The following is a 21,924-nucleotide window of genomic DNA, read 5'->3' as shown; positions in this document are numbered from 1 at the left end:
CACCATGTCGAATGTCCATTGTGGACAGTCTGGCACGCGCGTGTGGACAAAGTGTCAGGGTCCGACGAAGCGGACCAGCAGAAAGACTGTTGAGCACGTCACATCACCGATGGAAGGCACGCGGCGCCATGACCTCCCCCACCGTCCTGCGGAACTACATCAACGGCGCCTTCGTCGAGTCCGAGTCCACCGAGACCATCGACATCGTCAACCCGGTGGACGAGTCGGTGGTGGCGTCCTCCCCCATCTCGACTGCATCCGACGTCGACGCCGCGATGGCCGCCGCGACGCAGGCGTTCGCGACCTGGGGCAAGACCACGCCCAAGACCCGTCAGACCGCACTGCTCAAGCTGGCCGACGCCATCGAGGCCAACTCGGATCGGATCGTCGCCGCGCAGGCACGCAACACCGGTCAGCCCGAGCAACAGATCGCCGACGAGGAGGTCACCGTCGGCGCCGACCAGATCCGCTTCTTCGCCGGCGCCGCCCGCCTGCTGGAGGGCAAGGCCGCCGGCCAGTACATGGAAGGGTTCACCTCCTACGTCCGCCGCGAGCCGGTCGGCGTCGTGGGGCAGGTGACGCCGTGGAACTACCCGCTGATGATGGCGCTGTGGAAGATCGGGCCCGCACTGGCGGCAGGCAACACCATCGTCCTCAAGCCCAGCGACACCACGCCGGAGAGCACGCTCGTGCTCGCCGAGATCAGCAAGGGCATCCTCCCGGACGGCGTCCTGAACGTGGTCCTGGGCAACGGTGAGACCGGCGCCGCGGTGGTCAGTCACCCGACACCGGCAATGGTCGCCATCACCGGATCGGTGCGCGCCGGGATCGCGGTCGCGGTCGCGGCCGCCCAACAGCTCAAGCGCGCACACCTCGAACTCGGCGGCAAGGCCCCCGCGGTCGTATTCGCCGACGCCGACCTGGGCAAGGCGGTCGAACCCATCGCCGACGCCGCGTTCTTCAACGCCGGTCAGGACTGCACCGCGGTCACCCGGATCCTCGTGCACAGCTCGATCCACGACGCGTTCGTCGAGAAGCTGGTCGCCTACACCGCCTCGGTCGATGTCCCGCCGCTCAACAACGTCAACCACTTCTCCAAGGTGACGTCGATCCTCGACTCCATCCCACCGCACGCGACGGTCGCCACCGGCGGCAAGCGCAAGGGCGACAAGGGCTTCTTCGTCGAGCCCACCGTCATCACCGGCGTCGCGCAGGACGACAAGCTGGTGCAGGAGGAGACCTTCGGCCCCGTGGTCACCGTGCAGTCCTTCGACGACGAGGCGCAGGCCATCACGATGGCCAACGACGTCAACTACGGCTTGGCATCGAGTGTCTGGACCACCGATCACGGCACAGCCAATCGTCTGTCGGCCGCACTGGATTTCGGCTGCGTATGGATCAACTGCCACATCCCGCTGGTGGCCGAGATGCCGCACGGCGGCTTCAAGAACTCCGGCTATGGCAAGGACCTGTCCTCCTACGGGGTGGAGGACTACACCCGACTCAAGCACGTGATGAGTTCGGACGAGTGACACCCCACATACCCCGCCTGCGCGGTCGTAACCCGGCCGCGCAGGCGTGTTTTCCTCCCCGAGAGAAGTGAGTCGATGCCGCAGACCGCACGCCACCCGCTCGATCCGCTCGACTCCGACGAGTTCACCGCGGTGGCGCGCCTTCTCGGTGACGCCCACGGCGTCGGGACCGGTTGGCGGTTCTGCTCGATCGAGATGGCCGAGCCGAGCAAGCCCGAGCTCGCCGCGTTCGAGACCACCGGCGACCCACCCGCGCGACGGGCCCTGGTGACCTGTCTCGACAGTGCGCGCAACGCGACCTACAAGGCCGTGGTGTCGCTGACCGACTCCGCCGTGGAGTCGTTCGACCACATCCCGGGCGTGCAGGCCAACTTCACCGTCGACGAGTTCGAGGAGTGCGACCGCGTCCTGCGGGCGCACCCGGACGTCATCGCCGCCCTGGCCCGTCGAGGGATCACCGATCTGGATCTGGTGTTCATGGACACCTGGACCTACGGCGCCGCGGTGATGCCCGATGAGTACCGCGACCGCCGGCTCGGCTGGTCGGACACCTGGCTGCGGTCAAAGGCGGGCGCGAACCCGTACGCACACCCGGTGAGCGGTCTGCACTGCGTCATCGACGTGAACGCGATGGAACTGCTGCGCATCGAGGACAGCTTCGACTCCGCCGACGGGGCGATCGATCCGCCCGAGGTGATGGGTGAGTACGTGCCGTCGCTGATCCCCGAGCGCATCCGCAACGCGTCGCGCCGGGAACCGTTGAAGCCGCTGGAGATCACGCAGCCAGACGGTCCGTCGTTCACGCTCGACGGCAACCGCCTGGAGTGGCAGAACTGGTCGCTGCGGGTCGGCTTCAACCACCGTGAGGGCATGACCCTGCACACCGTCGGTTACCGCGACGGTGACCGTGTCCGTCCGATCGCGCACCGGATGTCGTTCGCGGAGATGATGGTTCCCTACCGCGACCACTGCGACGACCACTACCGACGCACCGCCTTCGACATCGGAGAGTGGGGGCTCGGGTTCATGACGACGTCGCTGGAGCTGGGGTGCGACTGTCTCGGCGAGATCCGGTATCTCGATGCGACACTGCACAACAGCGCCGGCGAGCCCTACACGATCACCAACGCGATCTGCATCCACGAGGAAGACGACGCGGTGCTCTGGAAACACGTGGATCACGATGCCGGCGCCGAGGTCCGACGGATGCGGCGGCTGACGGTCTCCACCCACGTCACCGTCGCGAACTACGAGTATCTCGTCTACTGGCGCTTCTACCAGGACGGCAACATCCAGTGCGAGGTACGCGCCACCGGCATCATGGTGACCACGCCGATCGCCTCCGGAGCCGATCACCCGCACGGCACCCTCGTCGACGAGCGCACGTACGCCCCGTTCCACCAACACTTCCTGGTGGCCCGTCTCGACCTCGACGTCGACGGCACCGACAACACCGTGGTGATGAGTGAGACCGAGGCCGAACCGATGGGTCCGGACAACCCGTACGGGCTGTCGCTGGTGCAGCGCAACACGCCGCTGCGCACCGAGTCGCAGGGACGTCAGGACATGAACTGGGCGTCGCAGAGGGCATGGAAGGTGGTCAACACCAACACGGTCAACGGCCTCGGCACCCACCCGTCCTACAAGTTGGTGCCCGGCGACGCGATCCCGCCGATGTTCGCGCCGGAATCACCGATCTTCCAGCGGGCCACCGTCATCGGTCACACCCTGTGGGTCACGCCGAACAGCGCCGAGGAACGTTGGCCGGCCGGCGAGTTCGTCAATCAGTCGTCGGTGGACACTGGCCTCGGCGAGTGGACCAAGGCCGATCGCTCGATCGACAACACCGACGTCGTGCTCTGGTACGTGTTCGGCGTCCACCACATCACCCGTCCGGAGGACTGGCCGGTGATGCCCGCCGACACGGTCTCGTTCTGGCTCAAACCCTTCGGGTTCTTCGACCGCAACCCGTCACTCGACGTCGAGGCCTCGCCGCACGCCTGTCACTGAACGGCCTGACCTCCTACGGCAACTCAGTCCATCCGCGGACGCAGTGCGGCAAAGGCCGCGTCGAACAACGTCGGCAGGGAGTCGGCCCCGTCGGTGGCGACCCAGGCCCTCACGGCGGCCAGGTACGCGCCCATGCCCGCCGCCGCGATGACCGCAGCCTGCAGGTGGGTGGCGGACGCCTGCCGCGCGTGCACGACGTCGGCCAGGCTGGCCCGCCACCGGTCGACGCGGTCGAGGTAGCGCGCGCGCAATGACGGCGAGTCGTCGATCAGACGCAGCATCGCGACCGCACGGACCGGGTCGTCGTCTGCCCACCGCGTCATCGGAGTCATGCTGTGCCGCAACGCGGTCCAGACGTCCTCGCCGGCCGGCCGGGCCACGAAGTGTGCGCATCCCTCGACGGCGAACGTCGAGAACAGCGACACGACGACATCTTCCTTGCCCTTGAAGTAGCGGAAGAAACTGCGCCGGGACAATCCGGCGGCCTCGCAGATCTGGTCGACGGTCGTCTCGTCGAAACCGTTGGCGACGAACAGCGCAACGGCGGTCTCGGAGACCTCGGACAGCACGCGATCCCTGATCCGCTGCTGCAACGGTTCCGCAGAGGAAGGAACACCGGTCATCCGATCACCCTAGCCAGCGACGCCACCCGATGCTACGTTGGCACTCGAATTCAATGTGGCACTCAGTGCCACCATGGCATCGGAGGGTGAACATGCGGGCAGTGCTCTGTACCGGAACGAACGGATCGGAGGGCCTCACGGTCGCCGACGTCGCCGACCCGACGCCGGAGGCGGGTCAGGTGATCGTGGCCGTCCGGGCGGCGTCGGTCGATTTCGTCGACACGCTGATCATCAGCGGGCGATATCAGGTTCCCGTGCCCAGACCGTTCGTCCCGGGGAACAACGTGGCCGGTGTCGTCGTAGAAGTGGGCCCCGACTGCAGCCGGTTCGCGGTCGGCGATCGCGTGCACGGCATGGCGTTCATCGGAGCGTTCGCCGAGAAGGTCCCCGTCGCCGAGCAGCAGCTTCGTCCGACTCCCGATGGCCTGGACCCCGGTACGGCATGTCTGACCGGTGCCCCATGGCGCACCGCCTACGACTCGATCGTGTCGAGAGGGGAGCTACGTGCCGGGGAGGACCTCGTGGTACTGGGCGCGTCGGGCGCGGTGGGCAGCGCAGCAGTATTGATCGGAAAGGCGCTGGGCGCCCGCGTCATCGCGTGCGCATCGACCCAGGAAAAGCTCGACTTCTGTGGGACTCTCGGCGCGGACGCGGGCGTCCTGTACTCCGCACCGGGCTTCAAGGACGCGTTGAAGGCGGCATGCCCCGGCGGCGCCGACGTCGTGCTCGACATGGTGGGCGGCGAATACTCCGAACCCGCACTGCGTGCGACCGGTTACGGCGGACGCTTCGTCGTCGTCGGTTTCGCCGCCGGGGCGCCGGCGCGGGTACCGCTGAACCTGCCGCTGCTCAAGGGATCACGCGTCATCGGTTACGAGATCGCGGACTTCGAGAGCCGGGAGGCCGAGGAGGCCGCGCGCAACCGCGACGCCCTCGAGACAATGCTCGTCGAAGGCACATTCATCCCGCCGATCACCGGCCGGATGTCACTGGACACCGCGATCGATGCCATCCGACTCGTCGGAGGTCGCGACAAACTCGGCGCGACGATCCTGGAGATGTCGTGACCGAACCTCGCCCCGACATCCGGTCCGTCATCGACACGCGTCGGTCCGACCGCATCCCCGACGACGCCGCGGACACGCTGACGCAGCTGCTGGCCGTACGCGTCAGCTGTCGCGCGTTCCACCCCGAGCCGGTTCCGCGGGAAACGATCACCGAGATACTCACCACCGCGCAGCTCACCGCGTCATGGTGCAACAGCCAGTCCTGGCAGCTGGCGGTCACCAGTGGCGCAGGCACCGAACGGCTACGGGCGGCATTGAACGCGGCCGCGGCGAGTGGCGAGGCGCAGACGCCCGACTTCGAGTTCCCGCGTGAGTACCGCGGCGTACATCGAGACCGTCGCCGCGCGAGCGGCTTCGCGCTGTACGAGTCGCTCGGCATCGAGCGCGATGACCACGCCGGCCGCCTGCAGCAGACGATGCAGAACCTCGACTTCTTCGGCGCACCGCATGTGGCGATCGTCCACGTCGACGAGGCGCTGGGCCCCTACGGCGCGGTCGACTGCGGCGGGTTCGTCAGCAACGTCCTGCTCGCCGCCACCGCGCACGGGGTGGGCAGTGTGGCGCAGGCCGCGCTGGCCATGTATCCGGACACCCTGCGTGCGGAGTTGGGTCTCGGTGACGACCGACGGATCGTGTGCGGCATCTCGTTCGGCTATCCCGACGTCGATCATCCGTCCAACGGGTACCGGACCACGCGGGCGCCGATCGACGAGGTCGTCGACTGGGTGACCGACTGACCCGATCCGGTGATCCTCCGAAAAGCACGGGCGAGCCGCGCACGACGCGTCTCAGGGCCTCGGGGTCTTCGTCGCCGGCAGCCGCGCGATTCAGCGTACGAACCACTCCTCGTTCGGGTCGCTAGTGTGGCCGTGTGCCCCGTCCGAGCAAGCCGCTGCTGTCGGTGGAGATGATCGTCGACGCGGCACTGCGCGCCGTGGACGCGAACGGGGATTTCACGATGCCCGGGATCGCGGCAGCTCTCGGCGTCCGGCCGTCATCGTTGTACAACCATGTGGGCGCTCGCTCCGAGATCGTCGAACTCCTTCGTGATCGCGCGATGTCGGCGGTGCTCGTTCCCGCTGAGACGGACGGCGATTGGGCGCACAGGGTGGCGGCGATCGCTCGTTCGTACCGCGATGCCTACGCAGCGCACCCACGACTCATCCCCCTGTTGACGACTCACACCGTCCGCAGCCGCCCGGCACTGGCGATGTACGAGACGCTGGCTCGGGCGTTCGACACCGCCGGGTTGCTGCCACAGGAGGTCCTCGACGCGATCACAGTGCTCGACGCGTTCGTCCTGGGATCGGCGTTGGACCTGTCCGCACCGGAGCAGGTCTGGGAGGCCGCGGGCGACATCGATCCCGCATTCGCCCGGGCACTGGGCCACCTGGACTCCCCCGACCGTGCGCATCGCGCCTTCGAGGCAGGGCTGGCAGCACTGCTCGTCGGCTGGGGTGCCTGAGTGCCCGCGTCGCTTCGCCGCCCGGCCCTCGGGATCGCCGACACGCGCGACACCCAACCGTCGGCGTCACACGTCAGGGGGTGACGAGCACCTTCAGGGCTTCCCGGTCGGCCATCTGCTGATAACCGGTCGGGACCTCGTCGAGGCTCATGGTCACGTCGAAGACCTTGCCGGGCTCGACCTTTCCGTCGAGCACATCGGGCATCAGTTCCTCGATGTAGGCGCGGGCCGGCGCGACACCGCCGGTGAGCGTGATGTTGTTCATGAAGAACTGACTCCCCGCCGTCACCTTGTCGTACTGCGGGACGCCGACGCGGCTCACGGTGCCCCCGGAGCGGACCGCGCCGAGCGCCATCTCCATCGCGGCCTCGTGTCCGACGCACTCGAGCACCTTGTGGGTGCCATCGCCCCCGGTGAGCTCGCGAACCTTCTCGATGCCCTCGTCGCCACGCTCGGCCACGACGTCGGTGGCCCCGAACTCGCGGCCGAGATCGGTGCGCGCGGTGTGCCGACCCATCAGGATGATCTGTTCGGCTCCGAGGCGCTTGGCGGCGAGGACGGCGGACAGGCCCACGGCACCGTCGCCGATGACGGTGACGGTGTTGCCCTCGGCCACGCCGGCGGTCACCGCGCAGTGGTGGCCGGTGGAGAACACGTCAGACAGCGTGAGAAGCGACGGGAGCAGAGCGGAGTCCTCGGCGACGGGGAGCTTCACCAGCGTGCCCTGGGCCTGCGGCACGCGGACCGCTTCACCCTGTCCGCCGTCGACACCGTCCATGCCCCAGCCACCGCCGTGACGGCAGGACGTCTGGAGCCCCTCGGCGCAGAAGTCGCAGGTGTTGTCGGCCCAGACGAACGGGGCGACGACGAGGTCACCACGTTCGAGGCCGCTCACCTCCGAGCCCACGTCCTCGATGATGCCGAGGAACTCGTGTCCGATTCGAGCGCCTTTGTCGGACGGCTTCTTCGAGCCGTACGGCCACAGGTCACTGCCGCAGATGCAGGAGCGGACGACCCGGACGACCGCGTCGGTGGGGTCCTTGAGTTCCGGGTCGGGGACGTCCTCGATCCGGATGTCGCCCTTGCCATAGATCAGCGTTGCCTTCATGCGTGTTCTCCTTGAACGTCTTTCGCCAGGCGATGGCCGACATCGCCCGAGGCCGGCGACGAGCACGGCCACCGTCACCAGACTACGGCCGCGTTTACTCACCCTCGGGTCGTTACGAGATGTCGCCGAAGACGACGTCATCGGTCAGCGCCGGGCCGTATCCATGAATTCTGTACGAATCACGGTGATTCGGAGAGCTTCCCGCCAACCGCCCGCAGGCTGCGAGGAAATGTTCGATAATCGGTTGCGGGGTTTCCGGCGTGGAAACGAACCGGTAACAACCGACGGTGCATAGTTAGCCGTAGTACGAACGGCATCGGAGGGTACGACGTGATCAGGGGGCCTCGGCGAGCGTGATCGCCTACTTACTGCGCAAGACGCTCGGGTGGCTGGCCCTCATCGTCGTGGCCACCAACCTCGTCTTCTTTCTCGCGAGCGCGCTGCTGGAACCGCGCGCCAACTATCTGTCGCGTCGACCGCCTCTGCCCGAGAACGTCGTCGACTCCACACTCGACCGGTACAACCTCAACGACAAGGTCTCGATCTTCGATCGCTGGTACCACTGGATCTCCGGGGTGGTGCTGCATTGGGATTGGGGCCAGTCGCCGGTGGGCGATTCGGTCAACGGGCAGATCGGGTTTCGCGCCTGGACCAGCTTCCAGTTGGTCATCGGGGCCACGTTGCTGATGACCATCATCGGGGTCGGTCTCGGCGTCTACGCCGCGGTCCGGCAGTACCGCGTGTCCGACCGGCTCCTCCAGATCACTTCCTCGTTCGCACTGGTGGTGCCGGTACCCGTCGTCGCGCTGGCCCTGGTCATCCTGGCGATCTCGATCAACGAGGCGGCCGGTTCGACGATCTTCTTCGTCACCGGGTCCTCGAGCGTCGGGATCTCCGGATTCTGGCCGGTGGTGGTGGACAAACTGCAGCACCTGATCCTGCCGTCCCTGGTCCTGATCATCACCGGATACGCGGGAACACAGATCCTGCAGCGAAGCCTTCTCCTCGACACTCTCAACAGCGACTACGTGCGGCTGGCCCGGGCCAAGGGGCTCCGCAGAGGCGTCGCGGTGCGACGGCACGCACTGCGCACCTCACTGATCCCGGTTGCGACCAGCGTGGCGTTCGCAGTTCCCGCCGCGTTCACGGGCGCAGTGCTCACCGAATCGATCTTCGCGTGGAACGGCATGGGCAAGTACTTCGTCGACACGATCTCCAAGAACGACGTCTACGGCGTCGTCGCCACGGCTGCTTTCGGTGCGGCCCTGACCGCGGTCGGCGCGATCCTGTCCGACTTCCTCCTCGTGTACCTCGATCCCAGGATTCGGTTGAGCTGATGACCCGGTTGACCTCATGACACTGCCCGACAACACCTCGCCCAGCACCAGCGGCAAACTGACCAACGCAGTACCGGTCGCCAACCCTGCGGGTCCGGAGACGACCACCCTCGCGGGCGACCACCCGGGAGGCGGAACCTCTCGTAGCTCAGGCCGCGGCGCCGTGATGACCCGACGGTTCATCCGGAACCGCACTGCCCTCGTCGGACTCGCGATACTGGTTCTCCTCGTCGCCTTCGCGGCGCTCGGGTCCGTGTTCACGTCCTACGACTATCGGTCGACCGACTTCGCCGCGTTGGGCGTCCCACCCGGGGGGCCGCACCTTCTCGGCACGAACGATGCCGGCGTCGATCTCTACGCGTCACTGGTGCACGGACTACAGCGGTCCCTGGTGATCGCGTTCTCGGTGGCCCTGGGCACCACGGTCATCGCCACCATCATCGGAACGGTCGCCGCATACGTCGGCGGGTGGGTCGAACGCATCACGCTGCAGTCCATCCATTTCCTGCTGGTCGTCCCGTCGCTGTTGATCGTCGCGCTCGTCGCGAACCGCTACGGCGGCGACTGGAAGGCGTTGATCGTGGTGCTCATCGTCTTCGGCTGGCCGTTTCAGGCCCGCGTCACCTGGTCACTCGCACAGTCGGTGAGCGAGATGGACTACGTTCGTGCCGGGAAATTCCTGGGGCTGGGCGCTTTTCGTATCTCGCTGCGTCACATCATCCCGAACATGTCGTCGCTCATCATCGTCTCCACCGTTCTCGGTGTCGTCACGGTGGTACTGACCGAGACGAGTTTGTCCTTCCTGGGGTTCGGCGTGAAGATCCCGGACGTGACCCTGGGTTCGTTGATCTCCGACGGGCAGTCGACCATCACGTCGTCACCGTGGCTGTTCTGGTATCCGGCCGCCGTACTCACCCTGTTGACCATGTCGCTGTCCCTGATCGGCGACGGTCTCCGCGACGCGTTCGACCCGGGATCGGCATCCGGTGGACGTGTTCGCCGGGCCCGCAGCGCCAAAAGAGCAGGCAAGACAAAGGATTCCGCGTCATGACCTCGCCCGATCCCATCCTGCAGGTCACCGACCTGCAGGTGTCGTTCCCGACCGAATCCGGGATTCTCGACGCCGTCCGTGGAGTCGACCTCACGATCGGGCCCGGACGGTGCACCGCGATCGTCGGTGAATCCGGTTCCGGCAAATCGGTTACGTCGCTGTCGATCATGGGGCTGCTGCCCGACTCTGCCGACGTGTCCGGCTCGATCCGTTTCCGGGGGTCGGAGCTCACCGGCCTCGACGACCGCCACATGTCGGAGATCCGCGGCAGCGAGATGTCGATGATCTTCCAGGATCCGCTCACCGCGCTGACGCCGGTCTACACCGTGGGTGACCAGATAGTCGAGGCGCTGCGGGCGCACACGACCATGCCGCGTACCAACGCGCAGAAACGGGCCACCGAACTGCTCGAGTTGGTCGGCATCCCGGATCCCGCACGGCGGATGCGCGCTTTCCCGCACGAGCTCTCGGGCGGGATGCGTCAGCGGGTCGTGATCGCCATCGCCATCGCGAACGATCCGGCACTCATCATCGCCGACGAGCCGACCACAGCGCTCGATGTCACCATCCAGGCCCAGGTGATGGATCTGCTGGCGACCATCCGACGCGAGACGGGCGCTGCGCTGCTGCTCATCACCCACGATCTGGGACTCGTCGCCGGCACCGCCGACGACGTCGCGGTGATGTACGCCGGCCGTGTCGTGGAGCGAGCCGGCGCCGACGATCTCTATGTCACCCCCCGGATGCCCTACACCGTCGGGCTGCTGGCCTCCATCCCGCGCATTGATCGGGAGCACGGCGGCCCCCTGGTTCCGATCCCTGGTCAACCACCGGTGCTCATCGATGTCGACGACGCATGCCCGTTCGCCCCACGGTGCCCCGCCGCGGTGGCGGAATGCACCGCATCGGAGCCAGGACTCGCGGCGATCGATGCCGACCATCTGTCGGCATGTCACCGCTCAGGGGCGATCACCGGGGTCGGCGACATCGACGGCGAACCCATCTTCACCCCGTCCGAGATCGACACCGAGATCACCGACACACCAGCAGAATCTGATCGTGACGTCGTCCTGCGTGTGCGTGGGTTGACTAAGGAGTTCCCGATCCTCACCGGTCTCCTGCGTCGTCGAATCGGATCGGTGTACGCCGTCGACGGCCTCGATTTCGACGTCCACAAGGGCGAGACCATGGCCATCGTCGGCGAGTCGGGATCGGGCAAGACGACCACGTTGCTGGAGATCCTGCGCGCCGAGCCCGGTACCACCGGAAAGGTCGAGATCGCCGGGGCGGACTTCTCCACCCTGAAGGGGCGCGCGCTGCGATCTGCGCGAAAGGCCGTCCAGATCGTGTTCCAGGACCCGATGGGGTCATTGAACCCGCGGATGACCGTGCACGACATCATCGCCGAACCCCTTCGGGCCTATCGCGATTCGACCCGGGACATCGACGGTCGCGTCGCCGAGCTCATGGGCCTGGTGGGACTCGATCCCGCACACGCGGCGCGGTTTCCGGCCGCGTTCTCCGGGGGGCAACGTCAGCGCATCGGGATCGCGCGAGCGCTCGCGGTCAACCCGACGCTCATCGTGCTCGACGAGCCGGTCTCGGCTCTCGACGTCTCGATCCAGGCGTCGGTCATCAACCTGCTCGACCGACTCAAGCGCGAGGTCGGTGTCGCATACCTGTTCGTCGCCCACGACCTGTCGGTGGTCCGACACCTGTCCGACCGTGTCGCGGTCATGTACCTCGGACGGTTCGTCGAGATCGGTACCACCGCAGACGTGTTCGACCGCCCCGCGCACCCGTACACGAAGGCGTTGCTGTCGGCCATCCCCGTTCCCGACCCCGTACTGGAGAGAACGCGCGAACGCATCGTGCTCACCGGCGAGCTGCCCAGTCCCAGTGCACGTCCGGGTGGGTGCGCGTTCCACAACCGCTGCCCCCTGCGTCCGACCCTTCCCGAGAGCGATCAGAAGGCGTGCATCAGCGAGGTTCCCGCCCTGCACCCCGTCGTGTCCGGTTCCGACCATCGGCACGCCTGCCATTTCGCCGATCGATCCGTACCCGTCACCCCGGCACCATCCCTGTGAAAGGACCATCCATGAAACGTCATCTGTGGGCCGTCGGCGCCGCGTCGCTGGCCGTGTCGCTCGTGCTCGCCGGTTGTGGCGGGTCGACCGACTCGACGTCGTCGGACACGAACGACTCGCTGTCGAAGTCGGCGGCTCAGATCAACGCCCAGCCCAGAGAGAACATCGCCGACACCGGCACGCTGACCACGGCGCTGCCCGAGGTGTCGCCGCAGTGGAACACCTTCCAGGCCGACGGCACCCTGTACACACTGAACCTGTGGCGTTGGTACAACCCGTCACTGTTCACCTTCGCCGCCGACGGCACCGCGTCCGCCGACCCGGATTACCTCACCGAGTACAAGAAAGACGTTGTCGGCGGCAACACGGTGATCACGTACACGATCAACCCGAAGGCCACCTTCAACGACAGGACGCCGATCGATTGGACCGCGTTCGAGGCGACCTGGAAAGCCAACAACGGAACGAACTCCGCGTACTCGGCGTCGAGCACCGACGGGTACTCGCAGATCGGCTCGGTCGCGCAGGGCACGAATTCGAAGCAGGTCGTCGTCACGTTCCGAGGCCCGTATGCATGGCCGGACGGGCTGTTCAATGTCCTCCTGCACCCCAAGGCTCTCGACCCCACGTTCTACAACACCGCCTACATCAACAATCCGCACTCTGAACTCGGCGCCGGTCCGTACCAGGTGAAATCGTTCGATCGGACCGCAGGCACGGTGATCTTCGAGAAGAACCCGAAGTGGTGGGGCGACCCCGGCAAGCTCGATCAGCGGGTGTTCCTCCAGATGGACAGCCAGGCGTCGATCAACGCGTTCAAGAACAACCAGATCGATGCGGTGTCGGTGGGAACCAAGGATCGACTCGCCCAGGTTCAGGGCATGGGCGGGATCACGATCCGCAAGTCGGCGACACCGTCGCAGGACCTCGTGACGTTGAACCTGGCGTCCCCGCCGCTGCGGGACGTGAAGGTGCGCAGCGCGATCCTCAAGTCGATCGACCGGAAAGTCGTGGCCGATGTCCTGTTCCAGGGACTCGGCTACAGCGAGACCGAACCGGGATCCTTCACGCTCTACCCCTTCCAGAAGGGGTACGCCGACAACATGAAGGGCGTCATCGACTTCGACGCGGCCGCCGCGAAGGACGAACTCGACGCCGCCGGATGGGCGCCGGGGTCCGACGGTATCCGGACCAAAAACGGCCAGAAGCTGTCGTTGACGTTCCCGGTGACCGGCGACGACCCGACGGTCCTCAACCTGGCCCGCGCCATCCAGGCGATGGAGAAGTCGGTCGGCGTGGATCTGCAGATCCAGCAGAAGTCGTCGAGCGAGTTCTCCGACATCGTGACGAACAAGAAGTTCGACTTCTTCGTCTCGGGGACGTACTCGAGTGATCCGTTCGGCTACGCCTACTTCTGCCAGTTCTGGTGCTCGGGCTCGCAGCTGAACCAGGCCGGGGCAGGAACCCCCGAGCTGGACAAGCAGATCCGAGCAGTGGGACAGATCGCCGACCCGGCCGCGCAGATCGCCGCGGGCAACGAACTCGAGAAAACCCTGCTGGGCCAGTACTCGAACCTCCCTCTCGACAACGGGCCCACGATCATCGCCACCAAGGCGAAGGTGGCCAACTACGGCGCGGGCCTGTTCTACATCGGTCGAGTCCAGGACATCGGCTTCCAGAAGTAGCCCGCAACGGTCCCACCAACGAACCCGAACGCACCCCGATGAAAGTCGGGGTGCGTTCGCGTTGCAGCTCACGGACCCCGGGTCTATATTAAACGAACCTGATTCGTTTTATTCTCCGGGAGATCCTCACATGCGCACGATCACCGCACCCCCGCCACCGACGCCGCTCAGTCGATACGACGCGCCCACCCGACCACCGCTGCGCGTGGCGCTGGTGCAGCACCGATGGCACGCCGACCCCGACGCACTGCGCGCCGAACTGGCCGACGGGATCGCCGCGGCAGCACGGGCCGGTGCGGCGGCGGTCTTCCTCCCCGAGCTCACGCTGCGGCAGTACCCGGCGTTCGTGAGGGCCGGCGAGAACCCCGGCGCGGACGCCGAGGATCTGCACACCGGCCCGACGGCGACCTTCGCCGCCGAGATGGCCCGCGAGCACGACATCTTCGTGCACGCCTCGCTGTACCAGCGCGCACCGGCACCCGAGGGCGCCGAACCGGACGGACTCGGCCTGAACACCGCCATCCTGGTCTCACCGCGGGGCGAGATCGTCGCCCACACCCACAAACTCCACATCCCGATCAGCCCCGGCTACTACGAGGACACCTACTTCCGCGCCGGGCCGGCCGAGGATCCCTACCCCGTGCACCGTCCGGAGGGACTGTCCGCGGCGTTCGGGTTCCCGACGTGCTGGGACGAGTGGTTCGCCGAGGTCACCCGCAGCTATTCGATCGCCGGTGCGGAGATCCTGGTCTACCCCACAGCCATCGGCTCCGAACCCGACTTCCCCGACTTCGACACCCGGCCGCTCTGGCAGCAGGTCATCGTCGGCAACGCCATCGCCAACGCCACCTTCATGATCGTCCCCAACCGCCACGGCGACGAGGGTGCGATCACGTTCTACGGATCGTCGTTCATCTGTGATCCCTACGGCCGCATCCTGGTTGCGGCGCCCCGCGACGAGTCGGTCACCCTGGTCGCCGATCTCGACCTCGACCAGCGACGGGACTGGCTGGCCCTGTTCCCCTTCCTGAAGACCCGCCGTCCCGACACCTACTCGTCGCTGACCGCGCCGGTGACCCCGTGAGTTGGCGGCAACCCGCCGAGGGCGTACCCCAGGAGCGGGTGTGGATGGCCTACCCGGTGACGGGATACTCGTTGGGCGACACCGAGTCCGAGCGCGACGAGGCCCGTCGCACCTGGGCGGAGGTCGCACACGCCATCGCCGACCACGAACCCGTCACGGTGCTGGTCGATCCCGGCGAGATCGACCACGCCCGGCGCTACCTGTCGTCGGAGATCACCATCGTGGAGGCACCGCTCGACGACGCGTGGGCTCGCGACATCGGACCGACCTTCGTCGTCGACGACGAATCGGGCCGCCTCGGCGCAATCGACTGGGTGTTCAACGGCTGGGGCGCCGCCGAGTGGGCCACCTGGGGCAAGGACCAGCACATCGGGAAGCTGATCGCCGAATTGTCCGGCGCCGAGCTGATCACGTCGCCGATGATCAACGAGGGCGGCGGCATCCAGGTCGACGGCAGCGGCACCGTGCTGCTCACCGAGTCGGTTCAGCTGGGCCAGGGGCGCAACAGCGACTGGACGGCCGCGCAGGTGGAGGCGGAGCTGGCGCGCACGATCGGGACCACCACCGCCATCTGGCTGCCCTACGGCCTGACCCGCGACAACGAGACGTTCGGGACGCGCGGCCACGTCGACATCGTCGCGGCCATCCCCACACCGGGCACGGTGCTGGTGCACGAGCAGACCGACCCCGCCCATCCCGATCACGCGGTGTCCGCCGAGATCATGCGGGTGCTGGCCGACGCGAGGGACGCGCAGGGACGCGCCTTCGACATCATCGGCGTGCCGGCACCGGAGGGACTCACCGACAGTGAGGGGTTCGTCGACCACAGCTACATCAACCACCTCGTGATCAACGACGCCGTCATCGCCTGCCGCTTCGACGACCCCCGCGACGATGCGGCCGCAGCGATCCTCGCCGATGCCTACCCGGGACGGGCGATCGTCGGCATCGACGCCCGACCGCTCTTCGCCCGCGGCGGCGGGGTGCACTGCATCACCCAGCAACAGCCTGCCGTGCAATCGGCGAAACGCGTCGTGCCTATTCCGTGACCATCGGGCGACCCTTGTCACGAATACGGCGGTATTTGTGATCATCAACGCCGTGCCGTCGGGGTTACCCGCCAGTAATATCGGAGGCATGACCGTCACCCAGGCAACGCAGCCCGAAGATCGTTCATCCGATGTCACGTCGCCTGACCACGGCGAAGTGGCCGACCAGGGGTTGGTCGTCGACAACCTGAAGTACACGCTCGACGGCAAGTGGCGCGACGTCCGCAACTACGCCCGCACCCACATGGACCGCACCGACCTGCTGCCGGATCCGACGCTGTCGATGCAGGAGGCGCGCGACGCCACATTCGCCAAGCTCGGTGAACTGGCGCAGTTGGACTTCGCCGCGGCGGGCTTCCGCCCGGAGCACGGGGGAACCGGCGACGTGGGTGCCGCGATCACGAGCATCGAGATGCTCGGGTACGCCGACCTGTCGCTGATGGTCAAGGCAGGCGTCCAGTGGGGCCTGTTCGGCGGTGCCATCGAGAACCTCGGCACCCAGCGGCACCACGACCGCTACGTCACCGACCTCATCAATCTCGACCTGCTCGGTTGCTTCGCGATGACCGAGAGCGGGCACGGCTCGAACGTGCAGGCACTCGAGACCGTCGCCACCTACGACGCCGACTCCGACGAGTTCATCGTCCACTCGACCACCGAGTCTGCGACCAAGGACTACATCGGCGGAGCGGCTCAGCACGCCACCGTCGCCTCGGTGTTCGCTCAGCTCGTGACCGGCGGCCCGGGCGAGGAGCCCACCGGCCGCGGAGTCCACTGTTTCGTGGTGCCGCTCCGCGACGACAAGGGCAACGCCCTCCCCGGCGTGAGCATCGCCGACGACGGCCCCAAGGGCGGCCTGGCCGGTGTCGACAACGGTCGGCTGCGGTTCGATCACGTGCGGATCCCGCGTGAGAACCTGCTCAACAAGTACGCCGACGTCGACGCCGACGGCACGTACCACTCGCCGATCGAGAACGAGAACCGTCGTTTCTTCACGATGCTCGGCACCCTGATCCGCGGGCGCATCAGCGTCGCGGCCACCGCAGGCGCGGCCGGTCGCAAGGCACTCGCGATCGCCACTCGTTACGGATTGACCCGCCGGCAGTTCGAGGCGCCCGACTCCGACGACGAGATCGTGATCATGGACTACCTCGCGCACCAGCGGAAGCTGTTGCCGCTCATCGCGAAGTCGTACGCGTTGAACTTCGCGCAGAACGAGGTGACCGAGGAACTGCACGAGGTGCAGACCGCGAACCCCGAGTCGACCGAAGGCGACGACTCGTTCGCCGGCCGTCAGCGTCAGCTCGAGAGCCTCGCCGCCGGCCTCAAGGCCATGACCACCTGGCACGCGTCGCACTCCATCAACGTCGCACGCGAGGCATGCGGTGGCGCCGGGTACCTCGCCGAGAACCAGCTGTCGATCATGCGCGGCGACATCGACGTCTTCACCACGTTCGAGGGCGACAACACCGTCCTGACCCAGCTGCTGGCCAAGGAACTGCTCTCGGCCTACGCCGAGGACGTTCGCGGCCTCAACACGGTCGGCTGGGCGCGCTTCATCGCGAACATGGCGCGCGACGTCGTCCTGGAGAAGTCGGCGGCCCGCCAGGTCGTGCAGACGCTGATGGACTCGTCCGACGAGGACACCGAGGAATCGGAACTGGCCAACCGCGGCACGCAGATCCGACTGTTCCGCAACCGTGAGGACCACCTGCTGCGCACCTGCGCCAACCGTCTGCGTCGCGCCACCGAGGAGGGCAACGACCCGTTCGAGGTGTTCAACGCGGCCCAGGACCACCTGTTGAAGGTGGGCCACGCACACATGGAACGCGTTGTGCTGGAGGCGTTCATCGAGGGCATCGAGGGGTGTGACAGCAAGGCGGCGACCGACCTGCTCGGCACCGTCTGCGACCTGTTCGTGTACTCCGCGCTGGAGAACGACCTGGACTGGTTCCTGATGCACCGCCACATCTCCGTCGAGCGCGCCAAGGCCATCCGTCGTGGCGTCAACGACCTGTGCAAGCAGCTGCGTCCGCACGCCAAGACCCTCGTCGACGCGTTCGGTGTCCCCGAGGCGCTGCTGACGGTGACGATGCACTGACCCTCCGCAGCGGAGTCAGCGGCGCAGTGCTGCTCGTACCGAGAACGCCAGGACGAGCAGCGCTGCGAGCGCGACCACGGTGGCTCCTCCGAGCCGGCTTCCCGAATACCGGGTGAGTTCGTACGGACCGGAGACGACCGTTCCGCCGAGTTCCACCGGCGGATAGCTGCTCGTCTCGATGCCGCTGCGCCACAACAGCACCGCCGCCACCACGAGGGCGATCCCGACCAGGATGCCCACGAGGGCGGCGAGTCTGCGGCGGCCCGGGGTCACGTGTCGTCCCGCGGCGGAAGGCCCAGCTGCATGGCCAGGTGGGCCTCGGCGAGTTCGGTACGCAGACGATGGTGATCGCGGGCCCATGCCTGCGCGAGCTTGCCCGACGTCATTCGCACGCCGATCCCGGTACGACGACGCGGTACGGCGCGGAGTTCGCCGATGGCCGGTGCGCTCTCCCACTTCTCGGGCTCGGGGTTGGTGTTCTCCGGGTAGATGCGTTTGATGTCGGCCAGGGCGATGGTGCGGGTGCCCTGCCGCAGGGTCGTGTCGGTGAGGACGACGCCGACGTGTTGACGCGCCGCGTAGACCTGGATCGCCGAGAAGCCGGTGATGATGACCAGGAAGATCGACAGCACGGGCCAGTGCACCTGTCCCCCACCGAACAGTTCCATGAGCAGTACCGCGGCCACGAGGATCGGGCCGATGGAGACGACCCACCAACTGCCGCCGTTCTCCCGGAACAGCACTCGGCCCGGCGCCACCGAGGTGTTCCACTCGCCGGACCCGGGCACGTCGGGGGAATCGGGGGCGTCAGCCACCGACACCCCCACGGGTGAACCACGGCTCGGCGGCCGGTCGGTACGCCATCATCGACCCGACCAACCCGACGATCCCGCTGATCAACAGGAACGGGTCGAGGAACAGCGCCGCCATCAGCATGCCGAGCACGGTGACCGTCAACGACAGCACGGCGAGCACCGACCGCCAGCGCGGATCGCCGGAGCCGGTCCGCCGGGTCAGCAGCAACATCCCCACGCCCACACCCGCGCTGACCACGCCGAGGCCGATACCGAACGCGTTGGTGCTACCGATCCCGATGATCAGGAACCACGCCGCCGAGGCGAGGAACAGCACGCCCGAGGCCATCCACAGACGCACCGCCCAGACCGCGAGCGAGGGCGCCGCGGGGCCGGGTTCCGTCATCGGTTGCCCCCGGAGTCGTCACGCCGATCATCGTGCGGCGGATACGGGTACGACCCCTGCTGCGGTCCCTGCTGGGGATACTGACCGCGCGGGAAGTACTGGTTCGGCGGCGGACCACCGTTCGGCGGCCACCCGGGACCGGGAGGCGGCGTTCCACCGGACTTGCGATATGTCGCCATCGCCTTGCAGTAGGTCTCGGTCTCGCGTTGCAGCAGCAGGTAGGCGGCCCCGAGCGCGGCCACCCCACCGATCACCGTGGGGATCGTGGCCCAGGTGGCGCCGTTGTCACCGAACAGCGCCAACACGGCCTGGACCACCAGGAACGCACTGAAGAACGACAGCACCAGGCGCGCCCAGTTGTGGCCGGTACGGGCCAGCCAGACGATGAGCAGCGACACGGCCGCGATGATCGCGGTCGCGACGACGAACACACCGACCAGGAACCCGCTGGACGTGACGAGGTCGACCTCACTCGCCGACGCGCCGGACGTCTCGCGCACGGAGTCGCGGAACGAGTCGGTGACCGTGGAGTACTCGGCGATCGACGCGATGATCTGGCACAACACCACCACCAACCACAGCTCGGTCGCGATGGCCATCGAGTTGACCAGGGTCGGCTTGCCCGAGTCACCCTTGTTGTTCGACGGATCCGGGGGCCACGAGCCCTGGGGCCACGGATTCGGGGGTTGAGACATGGCCCCAGACTAGTGGAGCCGGGCAGCGACCTCGGTTGCCCAGTAGGTCAGCACGATGTCTGCGCCGGCCCGACGGATCGAGGTCAACGACTCGAGGATGGCGGCATCGCGGTCGATCCAGCCTCGCTCGGCGGCGGCGGTGATCATCGAGTACTCGCCGGAGATCTGGTAAGCCGCGACCGGCACGACCACCGCTTCGGCGACGTCACGCACGATGTCGAGATAGCTCATCGCTGGCTTGACCATCACGATGTCGGCGCCCTCGGCGAGGTCGAGTTCGAGCTCGCGGATGGCCTCGTCGCGATTGGCCGGATCCTGCTGGTAGGTGCGTCGATCGCCCTGCAACGAGCTCCCGACCGCCTCGCGGAACGGTCCGTAGAAGGCCGACGAGTACTTGGCCGTGTAGGCGAGGATCCCGGCATCGGTGTGACCGGCGTCATCCAACGCAGCGCGGATCGCCCCGACCTGGCCGTCCATCATCCCGCTCGGCCCCAGCAGGTGCGCGCCCGCCTCGACCTGCGCCAGCGCCATGGAGACGTAGCGCTCGAGGGTGGCGTCGTTGTCGACGCGACCTGCGTCGTCCAGGACGCCGCAGTGCCCGTGATCGGTGAACTCGTCGAGACACGTGTCGGCCATCAGCACCGTCGAATCGCCGAGGTCGGATCGCAGCGCGGCCAACGCGCGGTTGAGGATGCCGTCAGGATCGTCGGCCCCCGAACCGGTCACGTCCTTGTCACCGGCGGCCGGCACCCCGAAGAGCATCAGCCCACCGACACCGGCCTCGACGGCCTCGGCCGCGGCCCTGCGCACCGAGTCGATGGTGTGCTGGACGACACCCGGCATCGACGCGATCGGGTTGGGCTCGGACAGGCCGTCGGCGACGAAGACCGGCAGCACCAGGTGCCGCGGCTCCAGCGAGGTCTGCGCCACCAGACGACGCATCGCCGGGGTGGTGCGCAGACGACGGGGCCGGATGTACGGGCGGTCGGTCATCAGTCCACCCTACGATTCGCCGCCCGCGAGGAACATTCGCGGCGTCGCGGCCATCTTAATCGTCGAAGGACCACCGACGACGGGACGCACACATGCCACAGCAGACATCGACTGTCACCGGCAGGACCCGCGAACGCCGTATCGGCCGGTTTGGCCGTCGCGCGCATCTCGTCACGTTCCTGCACTCCACGGAACACATGGCCGAGATCCGCGGAACCGACCCGGTGGGGAACGAATACCCACTGCTCACGCTCGGAGCCCACGAGTCAACGCTGCGCAGGACACGCGCCGACGTGAACTGGACCGACGGCCGGCGATGCATCGAGATCGGAGAGGGCAGGCCCTTCCGACCGTGGGATCCCCATCGGGTGATCGACGCACAGGGACGCGACGTGGCGACCCTGAAGACGAGCTTCTGGTCAGGGTGCGTCCGCACGCGCTGGAACGTCCACGCGCCGGATGGATCTCCGCTGTTCACGATCACCGAGCCACTCCGCGACGGACTGATCCACCGTGTTCTGCTCGGTCCGGTGAGATCGTTGGTCGGCGACGCCGCCGACCTCGACGACAACCCGACGGTGATCGTCGTCGGCGCCGTGGCCGCCGTGCTGTGTTCGCCGGTCCTGCTGTTCAAGCGCCGCGGGCGCCTGATCATCCGTGACGCGAACGGGGTACGGGTCGGCGTGATGGAGTACCGGATCCGACACCTCGACCCGCGTCGGGACATCACCATCGACCTCGACGCCGACACGGTCGCCCGCACGGACCCCCGTGTCCTGATCGCGAGCACGCTCGGACTGCTGCTGGCCTACTGGCGCTGACCTCCGGCGCGCGAGT

20 protein-coding genes are annotated in these 21,924 nt (G+C 67.2%); 13 read left to right on the top strand and 7 right to left on the bottom strand.

Annotated features, from left to right (window positions below; translation table 11 throughout):
• Positions 1-128: 128 nt before the first annotated feature.
• Together IEV93_RS08930 and IEV93_RS08925 are read left to right on the top strand one after the other, a co-directional pair.
• Positions 129-1,532 carry an aminobutyraldehyde dehydrogenase gene (locus IEV93_RS08930; protein ID WP_188488880.1) on the top strand — a complete coding sequence of 468 codons (1,404 nt, stop codon included), beginning with the start codon at positions 129-131 and terminating at the stop codon, positions 1,530-1,532.
• 75 nt (positions 1,533-1,607) lie between these two features.
• Positions 1,608-3,542 carry a primary-amine oxidase gene (locus IEV93_RS08925; RefSeq protein ID WP_188488878.1) on the top strand — a complete coding sequence of 645 codons (1,935 nt, stop codon included), beginning with the start codon at positions 1,608-1,610 and terminating at the stop codon, positions 3,540-3,542.
• Positions 3,543-3,565: 23 nt separating this feature from the next.
• Here IEV93_RS08925 and IEV93_RS08920 read toward each other — a convergent pair whose 3' ends face one another.
• Positions 3,566-4,165, bottom strand: coding sequence for an acyl-CoA-like ligand-binding transcription factor (locus IEV93_RS08920; RefSeq protein WP_188488876.1), 600 nt, complete (start codon positions 4,163-4,165; stop codon positions 3,566-3,568).
• A 92-nt stretch (positions 4,166-4,257) separates the two neighbouring features.
• On the opposite strand from IEV93_RS08920, the gene IEV93_RS08915 reads away from it, so the two are divergent.
• The 3 genes from IEV93_RS08915 to IEV93_RS08905 all read left to right on the top strand — a co-directional run bounded on the left by IEV93_RS08915 (position 4,258) and on the right by IEV93_RS08905 (position 6,697).
• Positions 4,258-5,232, top strand: a complete 975-nt coding sequence (locus IEV93_RS08915; RefSeq protein WP_188488874.1) for an NADPH:quinone oxidoreductase family protein — start codon at positions 4,258-4,260, stop codon at positions 5,230-5,232.
• A gap of 53 nt (positions 5,233-5,285) precedes the next feature.
• On the top strand, positions 5,286-5,969 hold the full coding sequence (locus IEV93_RS08910) for a nitroreductase (protein WP_229705145.1): 684 nt from the start codon (positions 5,286-5,288) through the stop codon (positions 5,967-5,969).
• A gap of 134 nt (positions 5,970-6,103) precedes the next feature.
• On the top strand, positions 6,104-6,697 hold the full coding sequence (locus IEV93_RS08905; protein WP_188488872.1) for a TetR/AcrR family transcriptional regulator C-terminal domain-containing protein: 594 nt from the start codon (positions 6,104-6,106) through the stop codon (positions 6,695-6,697).
• A 73-nt stretch (positions 6,698-6,770) separates the two neighbouring features.
• Here IEV93_RS08905 and IEV93_RS08900 read toward each other — a convergent pair whose 3' ends face one another.
• Positions 6,771-7,805, bottom strand: a complete 1,035-nt coding sequence (locus tag IEV93_RS08900; protein WP_188488869.1) for a zinc-dependent alcohol dehydrogenase family protein — start codon at positions 7,803-7,805, stop codon at positions 6,771-6,773.
• 353 nt (positions 7,806-8,158) lie between these two features.
• Between IEV93_RS08900 and IEV93_RS08895 the strand changes: the two genes are divergently transcribed.
• From IEV93_RS08895 to IEV93_RS08865, 7 genes are all read left to right on the top strand, one after another.
• Positions 8,159-9,142: an ABC transporter permease gene (locus IEV93_RS08895; RefSeq protein WP_188488867.1), complete on the top strand. Its 984-nt coding sequence runs from the start codon at positions 8,159-8,161 to the stop codon at positions 9,140-9,142.
• Positions 9,143-9,158: 16 nt separating this feature from the next.
• Entirely contained in the window at positions 9,159-10,193 is a 1,035-nt protein-coding gene (locus tag IEV93_RS08890) for an ABC transporter permease (protein WP_188488866.1), read from the top strand.
• Positions 10,190-12,280, top strand: a complete 2,091-nt coding sequence (locus IEV93_RS08885) for an ABC transporter ATP-binding protein (protein ID WP_188488863.1) — start codon at positions 10,190-10,192, stop codon at positions 12,278-12,280. The genes IEV93_RS08890 and IEV93_RS08885 overlap by 4 nt, the downstream gene beginning before the upstream one ends.
• A gap of 11 nt (positions 12,281-12,291) precedes the next feature.
• Positions 12,292-13,965 carry an ABC transporter family substrate-binding protein gene (locus IEV93_RS08880; protein ID WP_188488861.1) on the top strand — a complete coding sequence of 558 codons (1,674 nt, stop codon included), beginning with the start codon at positions 12,292-12,294 and terminating at the stop codon, positions 13,963-13,965.
• Between the two features lie 130 nt (positions 13,966-14,095).
• On the top strand, positions 14,096-15,049 hold the full coding sequence (locus IEV93_RS08875; RefSeq protein ID WP_188488860.1) for a nitrilase-related carbon-nitrogen hydrolase: 954 nt from the start codon (positions 14,096-14,098) through the stop codon (positions 15,047-15,049).
• Positions 15,046-16,098: an agmatine deiminase family protein gene (locus IEV93_RS08870; protein ID WP_188488859.1), complete on the top strand. Its 1,053-nt coding sequence runs from the start codon at positions 15,046-15,048 to the stop codon at positions 16,096-16,098. The genes IEV93_RS08875 and IEV93_RS08870 overlap by 4 nt, the downstream gene beginning before the upstream one ends.
• An 88-nt stretch (positions 16,099-16,186) precedes the next feature.
• On the top strand, positions 16,187-18,199 hold the full coding sequence (locus IEV93_RS08865; RefSeq protein WP_188488858.1) for an acyl-CoA dehydrogenase family protein: 2,013 nt from the start codon (positions 16,187-16,189) through the stop codon (positions 18,197-18,199).
• A 15-nt stretch (positions 18,200-18,214) separates the two neighbouring features.
• Here the strand turns inward: IEV93_RS08865 and IEV93_RS08860 are convergent, their stop codons facing one another.
• Genes IEV93_RS08860 through hemB form a run of 5 tightly spaced genes read right to left on the bottom strand, consistent with a single transcriptional unit; the run spans position 18,215 to position 21,087 of the window.
• Positions 18,215-18,472 (bottom strand): hypothetical protein, encoded by a 258-nt coding sequence (locus IEV93_RS08860; RefSeq protein ID WP_188488853.1) that lies wholly within the window; start codon positions 18,470-18,472, stop codon positions 18,215-18,217.
• Positions 18,469-19,014, bottom strand: coding sequence for a transport-regulating membrane protein Mce1N (gene mce1N / locus IEV93_RS08855; RefSeq protein WP_229704987.1), 546 nt, complete (start codon positions 19,012-19,014; stop codon positions 18,469-18,471). The genes IEV93_RS08860 and mce1N overlap by 4 nt, the downstream gene beginning before the upstream one ends.
• Positions 19,007-19,399 carry a hypothetical protein gene (locus IEV93_RS08850; RefSeq protein ID WP_188488851.1) on the bottom strand — a complete coding sequence of 131 codons (393 nt, stop codon included), beginning with the start codon at positions 19,397-19,399 and terminating at the stop codon, positions 19,007-19,009. Before IEV93_RS08850 ends, mce1N begins: the two co-directional genes overlap by 8 nt.
• On the bottom strand, positions 19,396-20,094 hold the full coding sequence (locus tag IEV93_RS08845) for a phage holin family protein (protein ID WP_188488849.1): 699 nt from the start codon (positions 20,092-20,094) through the stop codon (positions 19,396-19,398). Before IEV93_RS08845 ends, IEV93_RS08850 begins: the two co-directional genes overlap by 4 nt.
• A 9-nt stretch (positions 20,095-20,103) precedes the next feature.
• Positions 20,104-21,087 carry a porphobilinogen synthase gene (hemB, locus tag IEV93_RS08840; protein WP_188488847.1) on the bottom strand — a complete coding sequence of 328 codons (984 nt, stop codon included), beginning with the start codon at positions 21,085-21,087 and terminating at the stop codon, positions 20,104-20,106.
• 92 nt (positions 21,088-21,179) lie between these two features.
• Here hemB and IEV93_RS08835 point away from each other — a divergent pair, with 92 nt between their 5' ends.
• Positions 21,180-21,908 carry a hypothetical protein gene (locus tag IEV93_RS08835; protein ID WP_188488845.1) on the top strand — a complete coding sequence of 243 codons (729 nt, stop codon included), beginning with the start codon at positions 21,180-21,182 and terminating at the stop codon, positions 21,906-21,908.
• Positions 21,909-21,924: the final 16 nt, after the last annotated feature.

Source organism: Williamsia phyllosphaerae (assembly GCF_014635305.1).
Classification (GTDB): domain Bacteria; phylum Actinomycetota; class Actinomycetes; order Mycobacteriales; family Mycobacteriaceae; genus Williamsia_A; species Williamsia_A phyllosphaerae.
The sequence above is the reverse complement of the archived record's forward strand: the minus strand, read 5'-3'. Positions and strand labels throughout refer to the sequence as shown.